Origin of the sequence: Brachyspira innocens ATCC 29796 (genome assembly GCF_000384655.1) — a bacterium.
GTDB classification, from domain to species: domain Bacteria; phylum Spirochaetota; class Brachyspiria; order Brachyspirales; family Brachyspiraceae; genus Brachyspira; species Brachyspira innocens.
In genome coordinates, this window is sequence record NZ_ARQI01000080.1 from 1 (window position 1) to 20,459 (window position 20,459).

General features: G+C 27.1%; 21 protein-coding genes and 1 pseudogene. 2 read left to right on the top strand and 20 right to left on the bottom strand.

Translation table 11 applies throughout. The features are described from left to right. A pseudogene (locus tag F811_RS16695) lies at positions 1-327 on the top strand (Rpn family recombination-promoting nuclease/putative transposase); the annotation flags it as partial. A gap of 69 nt (positions 328-396) precedes the next feature. Here F811_RS16695 and F811_RS0102835 read toward each other — a convergent pair. The 18 genes from F811_RS0102835 to F811_RS0102920 all read right to left on the bottom strand — a co-directional run bounded on the left by F811_RS0102835 (position 397) and on the right by F811_RS0102920 (position 17,073). After that, a complete protein-coding gene (locus F811_RS0102835) occupies positions 397-1,626 on the bottom strand; it encodes an MFS transporter (protein ID WP_020003775.1) in 1,230 nt (409 codons plus the stop codon). 44 nt (positions 1,627-1,670) lie between these two features. Beyond that, positions 1,671-2,402 carry a signal peptidase I gene (lepB, locus tag F811_RS0102840; protein ID WP_020003776.1) on the bottom strand — a complete coding sequence of 244 codons (732 nt, stop codon included), beginning with the start codon at positions 2,400-2,402 and terminating at the stop codon, positions 1,671-1,673. A 24-nt stretch (positions 2,403-2,426) separates the two neighbouring features. Further along, complete coding sequence (gatC, locus tag F811_RS0102845) at positions 2,427-2,750, bottom strand: Asp-tRNA(Asn)/Glu-tRNA(Gln) amidotransferase subunit GatC (RefSeq protein ID WP_020003777.1); 324 nt, start codon at positions 2,748-2,750, stop codon at positions 2,427-2,429. Positions 2,751-2,866: 116 nt separating this feature from the next. Next, a complete protein-coding gene (locus tag F811_RS0102850) occupies positions 2,867-3,493 on the bottom strand; it encodes a D-sedoheptulose-7-phosphate isomerase (RefSeq protein WP_020003778.1) in 627 nt (208 codons plus the stop codon). A gap of 89 nt (positions 3,494-3,582) precedes the next feature. Beyond that, the gene (locus F811_RS0102855) at positions 3,583-4,251 is read right to left on the bottom strand and encodes an ankyrin repeat domain-containing protein (RefSeq protein ID WP_020003779.1); all 669 of its coding nucleotides are present in this window, start codon (positions 4,249-4,251) and stop codon (positions 3,583-3,585) included. Between the two features lie 121 nt (positions 4,252-4,372). After that, a complete protein-coding gene (gene fabG, locus F811_RS0102860; protein ID WP_020003780.1) occupies positions 4,373-5,101 on the bottom strand; it encodes a 3-oxoacyl-ACP reductase FabG in 729 nt (242 codons plus the stop codon). 31 nt (positions 5,102-5,132) lie between these two features. Continuing rightward, entirely contained in the window at positions 5,133-5,624 is a 492-nt protein-coding gene (locus F811_RS0102865; RefSeq protein ID WP_020003781.1) for a hotdog family protein, read from the bottom strand. A gap of 25 nt (positions 5,625-5,649) precedes the next feature. Next, complete coding sequence (locus F811_RS0102870; protein ID WP_020003782.1) at positions 5,650-6,822, bottom strand: beta-ketoacyl synthase N-terminal-like domain-containing protein; 1,173 nt, start codon at positions 6,820-6,822, stop codon at positions 5,650-5,652. Positions 6,823-6,904: 82 nt separating this feature from the next. Continuing rightward, positions 6,905-9,184 carry an MMPL family transporter gene (locus tag F811_RS0102875; RefSeq protein WP_020003783.1) on the bottom strand — a complete coding sequence of 760 codons (2,280 nt, stop codon included), beginning with the start codon at positions 9,182-9,184 and terminating at the stop codon, positions 6,905-6,907. Further along, on the bottom strand, positions 9,171-9,749 hold the full coding sequence (locus tag F811_RS0102880; RefSeq protein WP_020003784.1) for a LolA family protein: 579 nt from the start codon (positions 9,747-9,749) through the stop codon (positions 9,171-9,173). Before F811_RS0102880 ends, F811_RS0102875 begins: the two co-directional genes overlap by 14 nt. An 80-nt stretch (positions 9,750-9,829) precedes the next feature. After that, positions 9,830-10,270, bottom strand: a complete 441-nt coding sequence (locus F811_RS0102885; protein WP_020003785.1) for an acyl-CoA thioesterase — start codon at positions 10,268-10,270, stop codon at positions 9,830-9,832. A 3-nt stretch (positions 10,271-10,273) separates the two neighbouring features. After that, complete coding sequence (locus F811_RS0102890) at positions 10,274-11,236, bottom strand: lysophospholipid acyltransferase family protein (protein ID WP_020003786.1); 963 nt, start codon at positions 11,234-11,236, stop codon at positions 10,274-10,276. 11 nt (positions 11,237-11,247) lie between these two features. Next, entirely contained in the window at positions 11,248-11,592 is a 345-nt protein-coding gene (locus F811_RS0102895; protein WP_020003787.1) for an ApeI family dehydratase, read from the bottom strand. A gap of 1 nt (position 11,593) precedes the next feature. After that, the gene (locus F811_RS0102900; RefSeq protein ID WP_020003788.1) at positions 11,594-12,940 is read right to left on the bottom strand and encodes an AMP-binding protein; all 1,347 of its coding nucleotides are present in this window, start codon (positions 12,938-12,940) and stop codon (positions 11,594-11,596) included. 15 nt (positions 12,941-12,955) lie between these two features. Beyond that, complete coding sequence (locus F811_RS0102905) at positions 12,956-13,216, bottom strand: phosphopantetheine-binding protein (RefSeq protein ID WP_020003789.1); 261 nt, start codon at positions 13,214-13,216, stop codon at positions 12,956-12,958. Positions 13,217-13,267: 51 nt separating this feature from the next. Further along, a complete protein-coding gene (locus tag F811_RS0102910; protein WP_020003790.1) occupies positions 13,268-13,975 on the bottom strand; it encodes a beta-ketoacyl synthase chain length factor in 708 nt (235 codons plus the stop codon). Positions 13,976-14,236: 261 nt separating this feature from the next. Beyond that, a complete protein-coding gene (locus tag F811_RS0102915; protein ID WP_020003791.1) occupies positions 14,237-15,235 on the bottom strand; it encodes a hypothetical protein in 999 nt (332 codons plus the stop codon). Between the two features lie 65 nt (positions 15,236-15,300). Beyond that, positions 15,301-17,073 (bottom strand): GAF domain-containing SpoIIE family protein phosphatase, encoded by a 1,773-nt coding sequence (locus F811_RS0102920; protein WP_020003792.1) that lies wholly within the window; start codon positions 17,071-17,073, stop codon positions 15,301-15,303. 207 nt (positions 17,074-17,280) lie between these two features. Here F811_RS0102920 and F811_RS0102925 point away from each other — a divergent pair, with 207 nt between their 5' ends. After that, complete coding sequence (locus F811_RS0102925) at positions 17,281-18,255, top strand: tRNA dihydrouridine synthase (protein WP_020003793.1); 975 nt, start codon at positions 17,281-17,283, stop codon at positions 18,253-18,255. Between the two features lie 98 nt (positions 18,256-18,353). Here F811_RS0102925 and F811_RS0102930 read toward each other — a convergent pair whose 3' ends face one another. Continuing rightward, positions 18,354-19,469 carry an ABC transporter ATP-binding protein gene (locus F811_RS0102930; RefSeq protein WP_020003794.1) on the bottom strand — a complete coding sequence of 372 codons (1,116 nt, stop codon included), beginning with the start codon at positions 19,467-19,469 and terminating at the stop codon, positions 18,354-18,356. A gap of 339 nt (positions 19,470-19,808) precedes the next feature. Beyond that, a partial coding sequence (locus F811_RS0102935; protein WP_020003795.1) for a PTS sugar transporter subunit IIB occupies positions 19,809-20,459 on the bottom strand: 651 nt, incomplete at its 5' end.

Consider the following 20,459-nt stretch of genomic DNA (forward strand, 5'->3'; position numbering starts at 1 on the left):
ATGTCAGATTTAGTAAAAGAAAAACCTATAATGGAAGAAGTACAAAAAAGATACAATAACTTTATTAAAGATAGATTAATGATGAATGAATACGATAAAAGAGAAGCGTATCTATATGGTAATCAAATAATGCTTGAGGAAGAAAGAAGATTAGGAATTGAAGAAGGTATTAGACAAGGTATAGAGAAAGGTATAGAGAAAGGTATAGAACAAGGTGAAAAAAATAAGGCAGTATCTATGGCTAAAAATATGAAAAATAGAGATATGGACTTAAATCTTATCAGTGAATTAACAGGATTGAGTATAAGAGAAATAGAAGAACTATAATAAAAACTTATTAATATTTAATAAAATATATAATAAAAAATTATAATAAATAACTGTATCAATTTACTTTTAAGAATTTGTTTTATTATTTTTAAAAAACAGTAAAACTATAAACATCAGAATAGGAAAAAATACAGCAAATAAAATTCCTACTTTTAATGATGATTCAACTATAGCATTATTAAAATTATTATAAATATCATTTGAAACAATACCAACTATAAAAGGACCTAAAGAACAGCCAGCATCTCCTGCCAAAGCAAGCAATGCAAACATGGCAGTACCTCCTTTACTGTATATTTTTGAAGAAAGACTAAATACAGAAGGCCACATCATAGCAACAGATAAACCAGATACAGCACATCCTATTAATGATAAAAAAGCATACGGACTAAATACTGTTATTAAATACCCAATTATACATAAAAAAGAAGATATAAGAAGTGCCTTTTTTATATCTATCTTTTCAGAGTTCATTCCGTAAATTAATCTCACTATTCCCATACAAAATGCAAACATACAAGCACCAAATATATCTCCAATTGTCTTATCCACATTAAGACCAGCCTCGGCAAATAATGATACCCACTGAGCTATAGACTGCTCACTAGCACCTGCACATATCATCAAAACAGAAAACACTAATACTATTTTTACAGACAATAATTTTCTTATAGAAACTACGTTATTAGCATTCATATTATCCTCATGAGTTTTTAATACATTAAGAGGAACATTTGCAAATAAAAATATATTTATAAAAGGAACTAAAGCCCAAAGCATAGACATATATCTCCAATTATCAATTCTAAATATATTAAAATACAAAGTTGATAATATCACTACTATCATAGAACCCCATGAATAAAATGAATGAAGTATATTCATAGCTTTAGTTTTTTGTTTTTCGGGAAGTGCTTCTACTATTGGGCTTACCAAAACTTCTATAAGTCCCCCACTTATTGCATTAATAAAAAAGCATATTAACATAGCTAAATAAGGCTCTATATAAAAAGGAAGTACTCCAAGCAAAAATAATCCTAAAGCAGAAAATATATGTGCTGCTACTATCGGAACTCTGTATCCTATTTTATCTATAAATTTAATTGATAAAAAATCTACAATCATCTGCACAGCAAAATTAAAAGATGAAAGAATACCTATCTGAGTTAATGATATATTAAAATTTTTTTGAAACATTATAAAAACAAGAGGCGGAAATATATTAATAATAGCCTGAGTTATGTATCCTATGTAGCAGGAATATAATGTTAATTTATGATTATCTTTAAGTTTCATAATAAAACTCTTGTATAGTTAGATAATAAGATAATAAATAAAAATTATTTGGAAATAACTTTTCCATCTATATTAGAAAAATGCACATTACCAAAATCTCTGCTGTCATATCCATAATCTCTGTTATCTGACATCACAAAATACTCATTATATCCTATAATATGAGGACCAAAATTATCTCTGGTGGATACTTCTTTGTCTAATATCCTGCTGTCAGAATCGATATTAGCCCAAGGCTCATTAAGCATTTCTCCGTTAATATAAACTGTTTTATTTTTTATCTCTATAGTTTCATTAGGAAGTCCTACTATTCTTTTTATTAAATATCTTGTTTTTGATATATTCACATTTCCAAAAGTTGCAAAATATACAAAATATGAAGCAAATCTCTTAAGAAAAAATTCTCTCTTTGTTCTAGGGTCTATCATAAATACAATATCCCCTCTTTTAGGTCTTGAAAAAATTATTGTTTTACCTGTAAGTGAAGAAACAAAAGGTCTTAAAGAAACTGCGTATCTCAATTTTGAAGTTATAACTATATCGTTAGGCTCTATTGTATTCATCATAGTTGAACTTTTCATTCTATCAAATCTGATGAATAAAGTAAGAATGCCGAACAAAACAAAAGCTATAATAAACCCCAATATAAGCCTAGCAGCAGCTCTGTAAAGAAGACTGTTACTTCTATAATAAATAAATATAAAAGGCTTTAATATAGCTTTAAGAGCATTACGCTTTTCTTTTTTTAATTCTTCTCTGTCGTAAGAATAATTCATCTATAATTGATGACCTCTAATTTTTTATGATTTTTTAGCCTGATGCTCACTGTTTTCCAAAGCTGCTGGTACAGCTGGAACTACAATATAACCATATTCTCCGCTGCGGCATAGATTCATTATAACTTCATTATCTAAAGTTTTACCAGCTACATCTTCTCTCAAATATTCAGGTAAATCTATAACATGATATAAAGGATCTATACCATCAACATTAACTTCAAATAATTCTTCTATAAATTTTAAATCTTTATTTAATCTATCTAATACTTCATCTTTTTGATTTTCTTCTATTCTTAATCTAGTTTGATATAAAAGTGCTTCTAATTCTTCTCTGTCTGTAGTCATTATTATATCCTTAAAAATTATAATTAATATTGTAAATATGATATATTATAATCAATAATTTTTCAATAGCTTAATTTTTTATATTTGATAATAATTTTTTTAATGAAAAAAACTAATTATCTATTTTCTTTGAAAAAATGCTCTTCAACTCTTATACAAATTTCATGATATATTGCTTCATGATATTCCTGTGATATATGAGTTTCTTTGGCAGGAGCTTTAATTGCAATATCGGCCATTAAAGCTAGTTTTCCTCCATTCTCATTGGTAAAAGATACAACCTTTATCCCCATAGCCTTAGCAAGTTTGGCAGCATAAATAATATTTTTAGCATTACCAGAAGTACTTATAGCAAAGAAAATATCCCCTTTATCACCAAAACCTAATAACTGCTGAGCAAATACCAAATAAGGCTCTTTATCATTTAGATAAGCACTTGATAGTCCCAAATGAGATGTTAAAGCTACAGCTCTTAATGGAGATTCTAAATTATCAGCAATATATTCTCCGTCTTCTATTTTTAATAGCTCTTTTCTTATCTCCTCATTGATAGGACGCTTTTTTAAAAAACTTTTTAAAAGCTCACCTGCTATATGCTCACTGTCGCAGGCACTTCCCCCATTTCCAGCTATTAATACTTTATTACCTCTTTCATAAGCATTTATAGTTTCATTTATAGCATTCTCTATATCTTTTTTTATACCTCCCAACTTAGGAAGTCTCTCTATTAAATCTTCTATCATTTATTATTTTACCTCAAAAAATTAAAATATAAAAATAATTATATATAAGTTTAGTTTTTTTACAATATTTATTTAACATTATTAAATAATTATTCCAAAGCACCATATTCATTTAAAAAAGATATTAATGTATCAGCCTTTTTATAATTTTCTTTAACATAAGTAAGGGCTGTTCTTCCATTTTTATCTCTAGCATTAACATCTATACCATTATCACATAATATTTTAGCAACAGGAAGCATATTCTCGCTTTTATCTGCCGACATAAAAACCATTATTAAAGCATTATCCCCGTCATTGTTCACTGCGTTTATATTAACTTTATAATCAACCAAAGTCTGAACTATATCAGAATAGAGTTTATACGACGCAGTATGCAAAGCAGTTTCTCTGTATGTATTAGCAGCATTAACATCAGCACCAGCTTTCAAAAGTATTTTTACTATATCAGTATATCCTCCAGTGGATGCCATTATTAGAGCAGTGTATCCTACCTTATCAGCAATATTAACATCGGCATTTGAATTAACTAAAAGTCTAGCAATGGCACTATGACCATGATGAGCTGCCAGCATTAAACCTGTAACACCATCTTCTGAAACAGCATTTACATTAACTTTTTTATTGATAAGAGAAACTACCCTGTCATATTTTCCTTCTTCACATGATTTAAGAAAACTAGTTTCATTGTCAGTTAATGTATGAGCAGCATTAAAAATTAGAATAAATATTAAAAATACATAAGACAATTTTTTCATAAATAACCCATTATATATAAATCTCATAATATAAAATAAGATTAAATCTCTATTTGTAAAATATTTTTTTATAAATATACAAATTATACAAAAAAAAACAATTATTTAAATATGAAGTTAACTAAAACATTCCTCCGTCAACACTAATAACCTGTTTAGTTATATAATTAGCATCTTCAGAGAGTAAAAAGTTTACAGCATTGGCAACATCAACAGGTTTTCCTATTCTTTTTAAAGCTATCATATTTTTGGCATGCTCTATTATCTCATCATTTATCATCTCACTTTCTATTATACCGGGAGCAATGCAGTTTACAGTAATATTTCTTTTACCCAATTCTATAGCCAAAGATTTCACAGCACCTATAAGACCAGCCTTAGAAGCAGCATAATTAACCTGCCCCCTATTGCCTATTATGCCAGAAACAGAACTTATCGCTATAATACGCCCCCCTTTTTTTGACCTTATCATAGGCATAATTATGGGATTGACTATATTATAAAAACTTTTCAAATTAACATCTATAACTTTATCCCATTCATCTGAAGTCATAGCTGGAAAAGCATTGTCCATAGTTATACCAGATGAAAGTACCACTCCGTAATATGCTCCATTATCTTCTATATCTTTTAGCAAAATATTTTTAGTCTCTTCTCTATTTGAAACATCCATTTTTAAAAATCTTATATTAACATCATAATCTCTTGAATAAGTTTCTATATCATCTATAAAAGAATCATTTTTATTATAGCACATAATAGTGTCATAACCGCTTGATATAATCTTTTTTGATATCGCAAGCCCTATGCTCCCAGATGCACCTGTTACTAAAATAGATTTATTTTTCATAATTGTATACACTCTTTATTAAAATAAAAAACTAAAATCTCAAATCTTGTATAGAACTCTCCATTACCATTATAGAACAGTCCATAACTTTTTTTATATTATCACTACTTATTATATTTTTATATTCTTCTATACTATTTATATCATCATTACAAATAATTACATTACCTTCATAATATGCAATATTTCCGTCCTTTAAAGTCTCTTTTACAAATATATAAACTTTATTTCCCGCTTTAACTTTATCAATATAACAATCAGCTTTTTTAATATTTAAAAGGAAACCTATTCTCTTATCATCAGCACTATTTTCTAAAGCACCATTATAAGCTGCTGCAGTCTGTGCCGCATATTCAGTAAAAATATAAGAATCAATACCTTCATTATTATCATAAAAAACATTGTCTTTTTTTATATGAGAAAAAGTAAGTATTTCATTATCATCAAAATTAATATCAACAATACCATCTATCAAAAGCATTCTGCCTTTATGCGGTATATTTAATTTATATTTATTTTCCATAACAATAAAACAAATCAATAATAAATTATTTTCCAACTATCAAACAAGTATTGCTTCCACCAAACCCAAACGATACACTCATACAATTTTCAAGTCTATTTGATACAACCTTTCCATTAACTAATTTTATTTTTTCAAGTGTATCATCATACTCTCCGTCATATAAATGAGGTGGAAGTATTTTTTCTTTATTCATAGATGAAATAGTAATAAAACAAACACCAAGCTCCATAGCCCCAGCTGCCCCTATAGTATGACCGAATGATGTTTTACTAGAACTGCACCATATATTGGAAGCATTTACTCTGTTTAATGTTGTACTCTCCATTTTATCATTTATCAAAGTACCTGTACCATAAAGATTAATATAATCTATATTGTTAATATTCATAGATGCATGTTTTAAAGCGTCATTAATACATTTGCTTGTGGTGCTTCCGTCTATATCTGGGCTTGTCATGTGATGAGAGTCTGAATTACTATTGTAGCCTTTAAGGTATATAGCATCTTTAGAATCAACAAAATTCTCTCTTGCCAAAACTGTAAAAGCAGCACCCTCTCCCAAATTTATTCCACTTCTGTTTTTTGAAAAAGAATTGGTTTTATTATAAGAAACAACTTCAAGAGAGTCAAAACCATAAACAACAGTATCAGTTACAACATCAGCACCGCCAACTATAGCAACGTCTATTATGTTACTTCTTATAAGCTCATCAGCAGCTATTATAGCATTCGCACTTGATGTACATGCCGTAGAAATTGTAAAAGAAGGTCCTGAAACATCAAAGTACTTCTGCAAAAAATCACAGCATATATTAAGGCTCTGCATAACCAATATTCTTCTCTCATCAGAAACAGAACCTTTTAATATATAATCTTTAGTTTCGTCACTTCCATTTTCGTATGTGCCCACTATAACAGATATTCTATTTTTTTTATATCTTTTTTTTGCTTCATCTATAATAGGCTTTAATTGATTTACAGCATGCAAAGCCATTTTGTTTATTTTGTTATTATAAGGATCTTCAAGCTTAAAATTAAAAAAATCATTATCTATTTTACCAAGAAAAAATTTTTTATTATAATCATTATTTTCTTTTAAGCCGTATTCTCCTTTTAAAAAATACTTATTATATAGCTCTTCTTTATCTCTCGCCAAACAATTAATAATGCCGAAATCAAGTAGTATATTGCTCATGTTATCACCTCAAATGTCAAGTATATAATTCTATAAAAAAAATGTCAAATAGTTCATATATACATAAAATATACTATTTATATTAAACTTTTTCTATTAATCTATTAAATTTAAATAATATAGGAGAAATTATAAATGATGATAAAACTCCTATAAATAAAAATAAACCAAAAGATTTTACAGGTATAAAACTGCTAAATGCCAAAGTACCAAATGATAATACAGTTGTCATCATAGATAAAAATACCGCCAAAAATGTAATCTCCTTATCAGCAGCACTGTTTGAAAAAAATATCGCATAGTCTATAGATATACCTATAGAAAGTATCAAAGCAAATATAGAAAATATATTTATATTAATACCAAATATAGAGTGTATAGATAAATTTATCAAAACAGACATTAATTGAACTAGTATTATGGCAAGTGCTTGCTTCTTATTAAAAAATACTGCCATTGCTATAAATATTAAAATATATGCTATCAAAGCCATTTTTACTGCTGTTTTTGCTGTGCTGTCTAATGCATCATTAATCTCTTCATTAAGATTAAACACTTTTACATTATTATTAGTAACATTTATAGTATTATTAGTATCATAATCGCTTGTAGCTATGATAAAATATTTATTATTATTGGTAGTAATAATTTTTTTAAGTTCAGAAAAACTATCTGATTCTATTATACTATTTATATCAAGCACATCATTTTTTATACTTTCAAACTCTGTTTTTATTTTATTATATGAACTTTCATCTAAATTAAGCTCTCTTATCTGTTCTCTTAAAAGAGGCATTAATTTATCTTCTGTAAGTTTTATATTTTCTCTCTGCTTTTTTTCAGAATATAATATTCTTGATATAGCATTATAATTATTAGTAAAATAATTTTCTATACTCTCTTCAGCCTCAAGTGCCTTTGAAAGAGTTTCGCCGCTTGATATTATAATATTTTTTGCAAGTGATGTATTTAATCTTTTATAAACTTCACTCTCACTTTCAAGAAGAAAATCTGGAGTATCATAAAGCTGATTTGCAGAAAAATTAACTTTTATTCTAGGTATAAATATTATAGAAAGTATAATAACTATTACAAAAATAATAAAAGCAGTTTTTATATTTATTATTTTTACATATTCATTTAATATATTTCTGCTTCCTGATAATACAGACTGTTTGATATTTCTTTTATCATTTTTAAATATAATAGGATATATTATATTTACAGTAAGAAAAGAACTTATAAGCCCAAATATAGAAAATAATGCTATCTGCTTTAATAATGTAAGAGAAGTTAAGAAAAGCGATAAATAACTTATTATGGTTGTTAAAAAACCTAAAAGCATACTTGGAAATATCTTTTTTAAAACTTCTTTTTTATCTTTTTCATTGTACCATTCTGTGATAAAATGTATTGAATGATCTATTGATATGCCTATCAAACTAGTTCCGAATACAAAAGTAAATATATGAATAGAATTAAAAAACACTGATGAATACAAAAATGCGGCAGCACCTGCTATAAATATTGTGCACATTGAAATAATATAAGGCTTTACCGATTTAAATATAAATATAAACATCATACATATAACTACAAGAGAAACTATAGATATAATTGTAATTTCTTTTTTGGCACTTTTCTGGCTATAATATGTATGAATAGGAACACCCGATATATATGTTTTTACACTATCATTAACAGCCAAATCATTTAAAAAAACTGTAAGATTATTAAAAAAACTTTCACTGTCTATTTTTTTAGGCATATTTATATTGATAAGTATATTATATTTATTATTATAATTTACAAACTGAATACCGTCTCTTGACTGCATATTATTTTCAGAAACTAAAATTTCATTTATTTTAGAATTAACCACAAAAAAAGGATCATCTTCAATATTACCAACTATAGGAATAAAAAAAGGAGAATAAAAATTAAGAATAGAATTATCAGCAACAATATAAGCCTCATCATTTAAAAGATAATCTCTTATCTCTTTTGAAAGAAGCTGATACTTATATTTAATCATCATATTTAAAATATCATCATAATCTCTTGAATATAAATTAACTAAAACATTGCTGTCTAAATTATTTATATATTCTTCTAATTTTAATGCACTATTTTTAGCAGTATCAAAATCATCGCTTTCTATAAATATTTTAATACTGCTTGAGTTTTTTAAAAAGAAATCTTCCAAAGGTTTTTGAAAATCTTTATCTTCCAAAAATTTAGGCGTTATTGACAAAAAATTAGTATCTATTTTTGCCGTTTTATCATATCTTGCTATAAATAAAATTAAAGCAGATAGATGAAAAAATATCCATAAAACTATTAGAAGTTTACTCCTCTTCAAAATATTTTATCTCCTCAGAAGTTAAAGTATTTGATTTGGATAAAACTTTCATAATATACTCTGTGGTGCTGTTATTTGAAGAATACATTTTTATCTTTTCTATATATCCTTCTTTTGCAAAACTCACCTCTATTTTTTCTATTATCTTTTTTAACTCTTCAGTTTTAGGAGTATAAACTGTAACATTATTTTCTTTACTTTGATTAAATGATTCTAATATAGTTTTTTCATCATATATAAAAATTGATTTTATAATATTAGCTATTTGAGAAAACATAGCATTGCCTGAATCAGCCATAACCTTCTTTTTTCCATTAGGAAGTATCTGCACAACATTTTTCTCTCCCATAACAGTTATTGATTCTTTAGGCAGTTTTGTAATCCAGCATATGCCATATCCGCTAGCAACTATAAAATCTCCAGACGATTCAAAACTCCTTCCCTTCTGGCTTACTATTTGAGTATAAGTACCTTTTAATAGTTTAGCATTTTTATATTCATCTTTTACTTGTCCAAATAATAGAGAAGAAAGAGCTAATATCATTAATAAACAAAATTTTTTCATTTATTATTCCCCAATTATTATTAGTATATATTATAATACAAAAAAACAATAATTTGTAAAAAAAATTTATATAAATAGCATCAAAGTTTATTAAGTTTTTCTATTCTTTCAACAAAATCTTTAGGACTATTTAAAAAACCTTTTCTAGTTTCAGAATCTATAGGCATCTGCAATGTGCTTGATTTTGATATAACCTTATCATTTTCATCATAAAAAGTATATTCTGTTTTCATACCATTTAAATATTCTGTAATTTCAGTATGTATTCTCACATTTTGATTTAATCTTATTGAGTTAATATATTTTATTTCAAGTTTTACTATAGGCCACATAACACCTTTAGCTGTCATAATATCATAATCATAATCTATAATAGAAAGCATAGCCTCCCTAGCCTGCTCCATAAACTTTATATAATTTCCATGCCAAACTACTCCCATAGGATCCAAATCATAAAAAGAAGGCTTTATATAATAATCATTTTCTAAATAAACTTTTTTATTATCAGTACGTTTTTTCATAAATCAATTCCCCTTATACCAAAAATCATGAAAATTATACCATTGATAAGGATATTCTATAGCTTTTTTTTCAATAATAGAAGCAAATTCCTTTGTTAAATCTAAAATAGTTTCATTTTTTTTCTTTCTATTTTTTAATTCTGTATTATCAAGTTTTATTTTGGAAGAATATATATAAAAATTGTATTTTTTTGAAAGTATTTTATCATTTTCTCTCAAAGCAAAGAAATAATAAACAGGATATTTAAGCAAAATAGGTATCAAAAAAGCACCGCATGGAAAAGGAGCTTCTTCTCCTAAAAACTCTATATAATTTACTCTATCGGTTTTGTTAGATGTTCTATCCCCTGCTATAGCAACTATCTCGCCGTTATCAAGTTTGTTTTCAATACTTAAAATGGTTTCAGGTCCTATATTTGAAGCATCAATAAAATCTATAAAAGAATTATTCTTACCCTCTCCCATTAATAGATTAACATTTTTATTAACACGAGAATCTATTATGATATTTATCTTATAATTTTTTATAGGATTGCCTTCATTGATAACCGCTAATGCCTTTAAAAGCTCAACATTTCCAATATGCGAAAATAATATTATCATTCCCTTTTTACTGTTAAGCAAATCAATAACTTTTTTATAGTCATCTTCAGTCTTTACTATAAGATCTTTTATAGGTATATCCCCATTCCAAGCCGCTATTTTTTCAGCTACAGAAACAACAAATGAAAGTAAATGCTTATAAGAACAAATAAAGTTAGACTTTACTTTTTTATTATATTTAGACATTCTCTTAAGATATTCTCTTGAAGCTTTCATTCTGCTTTTAGAATAGAAGAAATAAACTATACTTATTGGAATAAGATATATTATAACAAAAGTTCTTCCCAGAAGTTTATAAACAAAAGCTGAAAATATAGCTTTCCATCTTGTGCCTATCTCTTTTTCTTCGCTCCAATGACTCATAAGATGAACCTTTATTTTAAATAAATCTTACCGTCAGAATATTTTTTATCTTCATCATACATCTTAAAAGAAAGCGTATTATTTAAACAATAACATTCTAATGTAATAATAGTATTTGGAAAAATCATATTAACAAATTTCAATTTCAAAAGTTTACTGACAGAAAAATTTCTGCTGAAAATACTTTTACATATATCAAGAGCAATTTTAACCTGAGCTATAGCAGGCAAAAGTTTAAAGTTTTCAAAATGTCCGTCAAAATAAGGCATTCTTTCATCTATAAAAATTTTTACTCTAAACATATCAGAAGTTTTTTCTTCTATTTTATAATCTTTATTATCAATATAATTATCCAACTTAATTTCCTTGCATTATAGCATCAAGTGCTTTTCTGTCTATTTTTCCAATTTCTGTCCTTGGAATACTATCCACAAAATATATCTTTTTAGGAAGTACAACTGTTTCAAAATATCCTTTTAAATAATCTATAACATATAGCTTCATATCTTCTAAATTTCTATTACTGTTATTAAGCACTATAAAAGAAGCTATATATTCTCTTTTATCAGACCTGCAGTATATAGTATAGCTGTCTTTAAAATGCTTATCCATAAGTATTTGTCTGTCTATCTGCTGAACACTGATTCTTTTTCCTTCAACTTTTACTATAGAGTCTTCTCTTCCTATAAGCTCAAACTCATTTTCATTTTTCATATTAACTACATCGCCGACATGTATCCAGACATTATCACCAGTATATCCAGAACAGCATTCTATACTTCCATGCTCATCAACTTTCAGGCTTACTACATTAAGTCTTGTCCATAAATCGTTTTCGCTTCTTCGTCTGTAAGCCATAGCACCTGCCTCAGTACTTCCGTAAATCTCTGTAACATCAACACCGAATACATATTTAGCTAGATCATTAACTTTTTTATCCAACAATCCCGTAGATGAAAATAAATGCCAATCCGCTCTTATTTTTAAAGAAGTTCTGTCTATTCTCTTTAAAAATGCTGGAGTTGTAACTATAGTAATTTTTTTATATTCATGAAAATTATTTACTGTTTCTAAATAATTTATTCTATTATCTAAAAATCTAAGTTCAAGCATATAAGGAACTAATACTGCAAAAACAAAACCATAACTATGATAATGAGGAACTGTATATAAAAACACAGAATCTTTCATATCATCAGTAAATTGATTAACTATTTTTGAAGCCTCTGCCTCAAATTGCTTAAGAGTTTTTTCTATAAGTTTAGGGTATCCAGTAGAACCTGAAGTATAAAAGTTGATGTTGATATTTTCATCTATAACAGTTTCTTTAAGTAGATCAAACCATTTATCATTACATGAACTTTCAAATACTTCATCTAAATTGATATCCGACTTATCATTGTCGGATATATAAACCATGGAACTGCCTATTATGCTTTCTACATATTTAGGACTATTATTATTTAATACATTTACCTTTTTTTTTAGTATAAATCCAGATACAGTTATTACAATAAATCTGTAAGCATCTTCAATGAATATTGTAATAGTATCTTCTTCATATTTAGAAATATATTCTAAAGCTCTTACTATATCACAAATAAAGTCTTTATATTTTATGGAACCTGTATTTTCCTTATGCAAAAGAAAAATATCTTCTGAATCTTTTAATGAATAAAAATTTGTATTGCTTAATTTTCTCATAATGTTTTTTTAATTTTATTTATTATCTGAATTTTCTCTTATATATTTAGCCAATGTTGCAACAGAATAAAAATGTTTTTTATTATTTTCTTCTATATCAGAAAAACTTATATTAAATTTTTTTCTGATAGCAACACCTATTTCCAAAGCATCTATAGAATCAAGCCCCAATTCATCGCCGAATAAAGGTACATCTGTATCTATATCATCTATTGTCATGCCTTCCAAATTTGCCGCCTCTATTACTATCTGTTTTATTTGTTCTTCAATAGTCATGTTATAATTCTCCTTAAATAATAATTTTACATAAATCTAATAATAATTAAGTTATTTTTTTGTTAATTCGATTTTTCCCAATTTTAAATTGGTATTGTTATCTGATGATATAAATTTAATAAAATCAATAATAGAGTTTTCATCTTTTTTAATATCACTGTCAATCATATTCATATTTATATCAGCATCTTCCTTTGAAATAATGCATGAAAAGGCAAAAGAATAATTAACATCTTTTGATATAGCTTCATAGCTTTCAGGCAGTTTTTCATCAGCTATTATTATAAGTGCTTTCGTATGTTCAGAATTATTTAAAAAAGAAATAGCCTGTATAAGTGCTGTATCTACAAAATTGTCATAGCAGGTAATGGCAACTGCTCTTTCATGATTTTTATAAAATATTGTAAGCTGTGCCGCTGCTGTATTAAAAACAGAAAAACTAAAAAGTGCAGGAGAGACTTCATGTTCTGTAACTATCTTTTTAGATATATTATACTGCTGTTTTATCTCGCCGTATTTGGATACAAAAAATATAGGCATTTGTTCATTTTCTTTAAGTATATTTTTTACGGATTCAAATGATAATTTAGTTATCTGACTAAGTCTTCTTTTCTGTGCTCTTGGTATAAAATCCAAATCTGGATTAGCATCGTCATAAGTAATTTTTATATCACTATTTATATTATCCAATATAAATTTTTTATCTATATTAGGGGCAAAAAAGTCCCAATCTAAAACTTTAAAACATAAATCCGACATAAATTTCCTAAATAAAAATTGTAATTTCACTTTTACAAATTATACTAAATTATAACTATAAAGTCAACTATTAAATACTGTTTAAGTTGTTTAAGAGCCATAGATATTGCACTCTTTTTGTTTTTAAAAAGCAGATATTTTTACATGTATATAGTTATATTATTATACAATAATTTAAAATAATATTTATAATTTTAATATTTGGGCTTTAACCAACAATCAAGTGATGATAAAGCCCTTAAATTTCAAACTAAATAAAAATTAATTAGACTGCTTTTTAAACACTCCGCTAAATCCATAGCTTCCATGATTTTCAACTAAAACTAAAGCATCGGAACTTATAGGAGTTATATCTATAAAATATGAAAAATCTGCACCGTAAACTTCTCCATACTGCATAGAATTGTCAAATATCTCACAATAAGGCCCAACATACTGATTTTCTGATAATACCATTTTACTAATATCTGTACTTTGAATATTAGTTACTGTCTGTCCGTTTTCATCTGTAGTTATATTAATAGCATAAAAATAAAATGTTCCGTCATCATTTTTCTTTAATTCGATAGAAGCATTATAACCATTTGTATATACATTATCAAAATTATAATTATTAATATCTCCTACTTCTTCTGGTCTGTAATCTGATTCTGATATTAATATACCTCTTGATATTCTATTGTACTCATCAAAAGTTACATCGGCTTTATTCTCATAAGGAAAATTATCAAAATTAGGATTTTCTTTTACTTCTCTGTAATAGTAATTAGAATAATAATTTTCTTTTTCCCATTTAGTCATTATAGTTTCAATAGGATCACCTTCATAACCTTGATAATTATCTTCATAAAGAATTCCATTTATTACTGAAAAGCCTTTATAATTTGTGGCTATATTACTTGGTCCTTCTTTATACCTATCCTGTATATTATAAGTTTCATAATAATAGGCATTAGTTGAGTCTTTTGAAGATTCAAAGATATAATTTTTATCTTCTCTATAACTTCCATACTCAAATACATACTCTATATCACCATTATCTTTGAAAGTATATTGAGCATTTCCGCCTATTAATATTTTATTTTTTACTTTTTCTAAAAATGATGCATCTTCTTTTGATAATATTTCTGTTGCTGGTATAGTTTTATTTGACTGTACTGACTCATTTGTATTAACAGTATTAGCTTGAGTATTAGTTTTATTATTGCACTGAATTATAAATAAAGACATAATTGTAATTAATAAAAGTATTTTTTTCATATCAATCTCCATAAAAAATATAATGTAGTATAGTATAATATAATTAAAAATATATCAACAAAATATTATAATAATCTTGCAACTAAAAGAGTGATATCATCAAATTGAGGAGTTTTTCCTCTAAACGAAACAGTTTCATTTACTATATCATCAACTAATTCTTTAGCATCATCATAATCATTTTTAAGAATATTTTTAAGTCTTTCTTCACCATATTCTTCTTCAGATTTATTGAAAGTTTCAGTTATACCATCAGTATATAAAATAATAGTATCTCCTTTAGAATAAGAAATCTGCTTATTTTGATAAGAAGCATCTTCAATAAATCCTAAAGGCTTACCATGAGTATGCATTTCAAGTATAGAATCTAAAGTACTAATATCATATTTTTTTAGTAAATACTGAGTCAAATGTCCAGCATTAGAATATGTAATAGTTTTATTTTCAGTATCAATAACAACTAAGAAACAAGTAACAAACATACCATTATTAGAATCTTTGTATATATGCTTATTAGCAGATTCTAATATTTTAGCAGGATCGTCCATTTCAGAAAAATACACTCTAAGTATAGAGCGTGTCATAGTCATAAAAAATCCAGCCCCTAAACCTTTACCAGATACATCAGCTATAACAAGAGCATATTTAGTATCGCTTATTTTTATATAATCGTAGAAATCGCCGCCTACATTTTTACTTGGTATGCTCACAGCTGCTATATCAAATAAACCGTTATTAGGAAACTCTTTAGGAAGTACGCTTTTCTGAAGCTGCTCTGTAAAATTAATCTCTTCTGTTAGAGATTCTTTTATTTTTGACTCTTCAGATAATAATACATGCATATAATTCTCACCTATCTGCTGAGCAAGCATCTCTAAAAGCGATAAATTACTTAAATTAAATGCCTTATCAATATTTCTCTCTGTGGCAGAAAGGAAACCTATTATCTCATCTTTAGCTATTATAGGAGCTACCATAAAACTATTTCTCTTATATCTAAGACTCTTATTAGGTCTGAATCTGCTGTCTCTGTCTACATCAAAAGAATAAACAGGCTTTCCAGTACTAAGTACTTCAGAAAGAACATTATCATCAACCGTTACAACACCATATTTAAGAACATCTTCATCAATACCGATACCAGCCTTAAACTTAAAAACCCCATTCTCTTTTAGTATAACAGATACCCTATGAGCTTCAAATGCCTCACACACTATACTAATATTATCATTGAGTATCTCTTCTATAGTTTCGCATTTATTAATAGAAATAGACATCTGATACAAAGCACCAACTTCATAAGCTCTTGATTGTGCTCTGTCATATACCATTTTATTAACTAAAGCCAAAGATACAATATTTGCAAATAATGACATTACAACTGTATCCTGCTCTATAAACTTACCATTTTTTTTATTTATTAAAAATAATGAACCTATATTTTTTTTTCTTACTTTTAGAGGTACAAATAATATATTTTTAAGCTCTTCTCCTAATACTTCTTTCATAGGAATAAAAGCAGAATCTTCCTGCGGATCATTAGAATATAATGAACATGATGTAGTATAAGCTCTTACAGCCAGAGGTCTTTCACTGTCAATAATGTTTCCAAAGAATTTACTTCCCAAAGGACCTATAGACATTTCATAGTGAAGATTATATAATTCCTGATCCACCAAATATAAAAGAATAGAATCTGTGTACATAATAGTTTTTATTTCTGATATGATTGTAACTAGGGTTTCATCATGATCGCTACTGGCATTCATTCTTTTGATAATACCAGAAAATACTTCAAGCTGCTTTTCTGGATTATCCACTATATCATATATATCCACACAATACCTCTAAATGTTATTAGTATATACTATTTTATTATATCATAGTGTATTTTATAGTCAACATATATTTTTTCTTTTTAAGCATTCTACTCGTTTTAATAGTCATTGATAAAATTAATGCAGTTTTATTTAATAAGATGATATTGAAGTTTTTTTATTAATTGTTATATTATATCAAAAAATTTAATTATTTTTAAGGAAAATATGAAAAGAGGCATAACAATAGAAGGCATAAATATACCATCAAGATTTTTCTTAGCACCTATGGCTGGATATACTGATTATGTATTTAGAAGATTATCAAGAAGATTCGGAGCAGGACTTCTTATAACAGAGCTTGTAAGTGCTGCAGCTTTAGCAAGACAAGTAAAAAAAACTTATAGATATATGGAGCATAAAGAAGATGAATACCCGATATCGCTTCAGTTATTCGGAGCTAATGAAGATGATTATAAAAAGGCAATAGAAATAACCAATTTAAGCGGATTTTCATTTATAGACATTAATATGGGCTGCCCCACAAAAAAAGTAGTAAGAAATAACGGAGGGGCTGGACTTTTAGAAGATACGGATAAAATGGTTTCTATATTAAAAGCTGTAAAGAGTGTATCTCCTTTGCCTGTAAGCGTAAAAATAAGACTTGGACTCAAACGAGGAGAAGGCGGAGAAATAGAAAGAGCATTGGCATTAAAAGAAAATGGGGCATGCTTTCTTACATTGCATGGAAGATATGCAAGCGATTTGTACAGAGGCACCGCTGATTGGGAAGCTATAGCAAAAGTAAAAGAGGCACTTGGAAAAGATTATATACTAATAGGAAATGGAGACATAAAAACTAAAGAAGATGCATTAAAGGCATTTAATATATCAAATGTGGACGGCATAATGGTAGGAAGAGGAGCAGTTGGCAATCCTTGGATATTTAGCGAGCTTAATACAATATTTGAAGATAATGATAATTATAATAATGATATAACAGAAAATGACAGCTTAAAAAATATTATAAAAGAACATATAAACGGCTGCTGTGAGTTGTATGGCGAAATAAGCGGTATACATTTTATGCGTAAGTTTGTTATGAAATACCTTACTGGATATAGAATGGAAAATAAAATTGATCTTATGAAATGTGAAAGCAAAGAAGAATTATTTAAAATATTGGATAGAATAATATCTTAATGATTTAAATATTTACAATAAATAAATAAATAAATAAGGCTATGCATTAAGAAACAAAGCCTTATTTATCATTATTTAAACTATTATTCTATTATCTCTTATTGCTCTACTAAAATATTTTTTTGAGTATCTTTATCAAATATATGAAGTTTATTCAAATCAAAATCCATAAATGCCTGCTGATCTCTTTGATAATCATCACTTGTATTTATTCTTATAGTAATTTGAGAATCTCCGAAGTTCATATACAAATAACTTTCAGAGCCTATCATCTCTATAACGTCAATAATAGCCTGTATTAAATTTTTAGAATTACTTTCTGATTTATCTTTATATAAAGAAACATTTTCTGGTCTTATTCCAAGTACAACTTCTTTTCCATCATAAGAATCATCAACTTTTGAAATTCGCTCATTATTAAGTTCAATTTCATATCTGTCAAAGCTAGCATACCACTTTCCGCTTTTTTTAGTTAAAACAGCATTTATAAAATTCATCTGAGGTGCCCCAATAAATCCAGCTACAAATAAATTTTTAGGACTATTATAAAGAGTTTTAGCATCATCAACCTGCATAATATCGCCATCTTTCATAACAACAATCCTAGTACCCATAGTCATAGCCTCTACCTGATCATGGGTTACATATACAAAAGTAGTCTGAAGCTGTTTATGAAGTTTAATTAATTCTGTACGCATCTGTACTCTTAATTTGGCGTCAAGGTTTGATAAAGGCTCATCTAATAAAAATACGGACGGATTTCTTACCATAGCTCTTCCTAAAGCCACCCTCTGACGCTGACCTCCTGATAATGCTTTAGGTTTTCTGTCTAATAAATGATCTATATCAAGAACTTTAGCAGCCCATTCAACACGTTTTTTTATTTCATCTTTCGGCGTTTTTCTAAGTTCAAGCCCAAAAGCCATATTTTTGAATACTGACATATGAGGATATAAAGCATAGTTCTGAAAAACCATAGCAATATCCCTATCTTTTGGAGCTACATCATTAACTAATCTATCCCCAATATATAGCTTACCGTCTGTTATATCTTCTAATCCTGCTATCATACGAAGTGTTGTAGATTTACCGCATCCAGATGGACCTACTAGAATAACAAATTCCTTATCTTCTATATCTAAACTGAAATCCTTAACTACTTCTACCTTATTATCATATACTTTTCTTACATGCTCAAATTTTATACTTGACATAATAACCCCTTCCTTTTATTTACAATATATTTTTTTTATATCTATAATATATCTAAATTACATTAAGCCAAAAAATTATCAATTATTAAAAAGTCATATATTTTTAAAGTTTAATAGTTTTTTATATAATTGTCAAGTTTTTATGACACATAATTCAATTTTTATTGCCATATTTCACATTTATAACCGATAACATAGAAATAAATATAAAACTAAGTATTTTTTTAATTAATACATAATTTTAATCAGAATAGAGAAATTAATCATTTGACAGAATATAAATTATAAAACTTCATATTCTGTCAAAAATTATTTAATTTATATTAAAAATATACTTTTTTATAAAGTAAATGTTTTAAACTCATTTGCAAGTAAATTAGCATCAGTACCTACTACTATATGAAGCTCGGTATCGCTTATTTTTTCTAAAGCTGGATAATATCTCATTATATCTTTAGTATTAACTTTAGTCATATCTTTTACTTCAAGTCTAAGTCTGGTAGCACAGTTATCCACTTTTACTATATTTTCTATTCCGCCAACTAAAGGAAGAAGCAATGATGTTTTTAAAGTTTGGCTTCCTAACAATTTTTCCAAATCTTCAGCAAGTTCGCTTACAGAAGTACCAACTATTATATGCAATTCTGTATCACTTATTTTTTGTACTGCAGGATAATATTTTTTTATTTCTTCAGCATTTACTTTATTAGCATCTTTTAAATTGAGTCTTAATCTAGTAGCACAATTATTTACTTTTACTATATTTTCTATTCCTCCAATCATAGGAATAAGCAACCAAGCTCTATTAGAATAATCTGTATTAGCATCAGAGTCATTTAAAATCTTTGATAATTCATCAGCTAGCTCAAAAGCCTTAATACCAACTACCACATGAACCTCTGTAGGACTTATTTTTTGTATTACAGGATAATATTTTTCCTCATTAATTTTATCAGCATTTTTTACTTCAAGTCTTAATCTAGTAGCACA

Coding starts and splice junctions, on each gene's coding strand:
- F811_RS0102880 (WP_020003784.1), bottom strand. CDS start 9,749: ATGAAAAAATTTTGTTTATTAATGATATTAGCTCTTTCTTCTCTATTA.
- F811_RS0102900 (WP_020003788.1), bottom strand. CDS start 12,940: ATGAGAAAATTAAGCAATACAAATTTTTATTCATTAAAAGATTCAGAA.
- lepB (WP_020003776.1), bottom strand. CDS start 2,402: ATGAATTATTCTTACGACAGAGAAGAATTAAAAAAAGAAAAGCGTAAT.
- fabG (WP_020003780.1), bottom strand. CDS start 5,101: ATGAAAAATAAATCTATTTTAGTAACAGGTGCATCTGGGAGCATAGGG.
- F811_RS0102835 (WP_020003775.1), bottom strand. CDS start 1,626: ATGAAACTTAAAGATAATCATAAATTAACATTATATTCCTGCTACATA.
- F811_RS0102925 (WP_020003793.1), top strand. CDS start 17,281: ATGAAAAGAGGCATAACAATAGAAGGCATAAATATACCATCAAGATTT.
- F811_RS0102855 (WP_020003779.1), bottom strand. CDS start 4,251: ATGAAAAAATTGTCTTATGTATTTTTAATATTTATTCTAATTTTTAAT.
- F811_RS0102850 (WP_020003778.1), bottom strand. CDS start 3,493: ATGATAGAAGATTTAATAGAGAGACTTCCTAAGTTGGGAGGTATAAAA.
- F811_RS0102870 (WP_020003782.1), bottom strand. CDS start 6,822: ATGAGCAATATACTACTTGATTTCGGCATTATTAATTGTTTGGCGAGA.
- F811_RS0102905 (WP_020003789.1), bottom strand. CDS start 13,216: ATGACTATTGAAGAACAAATAAAACAGATAGTAATAGAGGCGGCAAAT.
- F811_RS0102915 (WP_020003791.1), bottom strand. CDS start 15,235: ATGAAAAAAATACTTTTATTAATTACAATTATGTCTTTATTTATAATT.
- F811_RS0102930 (WP_020003794.1), bottom strand. CDS start 19,469: ATGTCAAGTATAAAATTTGAGCATGTAAGAAAAGTATATGATAATAAG.
- F811_RS0102890 (WP_020003786.1), bottom strand. CDS start 11,236: ATGAGTCATTGGAGCGAAGAAAAAGAGATAGGCACAAGATGGAAAGCT.
- gatC (WP_020003777.1), bottom strand. CDS start 2,750: ATGACTACAGACAGAGAAGAATTAGAAGCACTTTTATATCAAACTAGA.
- F811_RS0102885 (WP_020003785.1), bottom strand. CDS start 10,270: ATGAAAAAACGTACTGATAATAAAAAAGTTTATTTAGAAAATGATTAT.
- F811_RS0102910 (WP_020003790.1), bottom strand. CDS start 13,975: ATGTCGGATTTATGTTTTAAAGTTTTAGATTGGGACTTTTTTGCCCCT.
- F811_RS0102865 (WP_020003781.1), bottom strand. CDS start 5,624: ATGGAAAATAAATATAAATTAAATATACCGCATAAAGGCAGAATGCTT.